Origin of the sequence: Mesorhizobium sp. M7A.F.Ca.CA.004.06.1.1 (genome assembly GCF_003999135.1) — a bacterium.
Classification (GTDB): Bacteria; Pseudomonadota; Alphaproteobacteria; order Rhizobiales; family Rhizobiaceae; genus Mesorhizobium.
On record NZ_RZPQ01001080.1, the window covers coordinates 1 to 1460 of the forward strand.

At 62.5% G+C, this 1460-nt stretch carries 2 protein-coding genes; one reads left to right on the forward strand and one right to left on the reverse strand.

What is annotated here, in order from left to right; genetic code table 11:
- Nucleotides 1-366, forward strand: a 366-nt coding sequence (lexA, locus tag EN906_RS33990; RefSeq protein WP_127375770.1) for a transcriptional repressor LexA, incomplete at its 5' end; no start/stop codon positions are given.
- Here lexA and EN906_RS33995 read toward each other — a convergent pair.
- On the reverse strand, nucleotides 360-1460 hold a 1101-nt coding region (locus tag EN906_RS33995; RefSeq protein ID WP_206529255.1), incomplete at its 5' end, for a ComEC/Rec2 family competence protein. The genes lexA and EN906_RS33995 overlap by 7 nt on opposite strands.

Genomic DNA, 1460 nt, shown 5'->3' on the forward strand with positions numbered 1-1460 from the left:
GTCATGGGCCGTATCGCCGCCGGTGTGCCGATCGATGCCATCCAGCATCAGACGCATTCGATCTCGGTGCCGCCGGACATGATCATGGGCGGCGCCCACTATGCGCTGGAGGTTAAGGGCGACTCGATGATCGAGGCCGGTATCTTCGACGGCGACACCGTCATCATCCGTAATGCCGACACGGCGAACCCCGGCGAGATCATCGTGGCGCTGGTCGATGAAGAGGAAGCGACGCTGAAGCGGTTCCGCCGCAAGGGCGCTTCCATCGCTCTCGAAGCCGCCAATCCGGCCTATGAAACCCGTATTTTCGGCCCAGACAGGGTCAAGGTGCAAGGCAAGCTCGTCGGCCTCATCCGCCGCTACTGAGGCGGCTGCGGGTTGGCCGCTGGCTTCTCGGGTTTCTTGAAGGGTGCCAGCCCCCTCGCCTCACGAGAGTATTTGCGTTGCGTGTGCCAGGGCCGATATGGGCTGTTCACCGCGAAGCTGATTGTCGCCGGCGTGGTCGCCGATTGGCGATCGAAGAAGACCGCGGCACTGCCTTTGCGAGCCAGTTGCCGCTTGGTGATGACGAGAACCAGCGGATTGTGACAGGCGTCATAGGCGGTGGCGTCATTGATGACGATCAGCTCGGCGAAGCCACAGGCTTTCCAGGTGTCCTTGCGGTCCTCGACATAGGCAATGATCGCACCGGACATATGCCTGGCCACGCAAACGCCTGAGGAGCAATAGAACGGCGATCCCGGCGGTAGCTCAACGGCGTCCGCGACGTCGAATTGCCCATCGCTCTTGTCGAACACCTCTGGCACGACGATGGTTTCTGATGTCAGGGCGCGTTTCCAGTTGTCGACGGTGAATTCGTTCGGCCGTTCCCGGCTGACGGCAAGCTCGCCGCCACCGATCGGCAACGCCACCAGCCGGGCGTCTTCCGAGATCAGCACATCCGGCGTGCGCGTATCCGAGACGGTCAGCAAGCCTGCCAGCGCGAATGGCAGAGCAGCGAGCCGCAGCCAAGTTGTCGCCATCGTCGCGATGACCAGGGCAATTGTCACCAGCAGGACAGATTGCTGCGAAATCAGCCCAACCCCATCGACAGGCGAACGTTCGGAGATCCAACCCGATATGGCGATCATCACCGTCAGGCCCTTGCCCATCAGGTAGAGGGCCGGCCAATCCAATCCGAAAGGCATCAGCAGCGCGCTTGCGACAGCCAGGAACATGACGACGGTGACGATCGGCATAACCGCCAGATTGGCGAACAGGCTGAGCGGCGACACACGCTGAAAATGCCAGATGGCAAACAGCGTCGTGGCGCTGCCGGCGATGATGGAGGTCATGGCAAGGCCGGTTGCCGCGAGCACGAACTTTCGCGTCAGGAAACCGGGCATGGATCGCTTTGGGGGCGGCGGTCTTGCTTTTCCCGCGCGGTGATCGGCCCAGCCGGCATAGGCGCCGACCAGAGC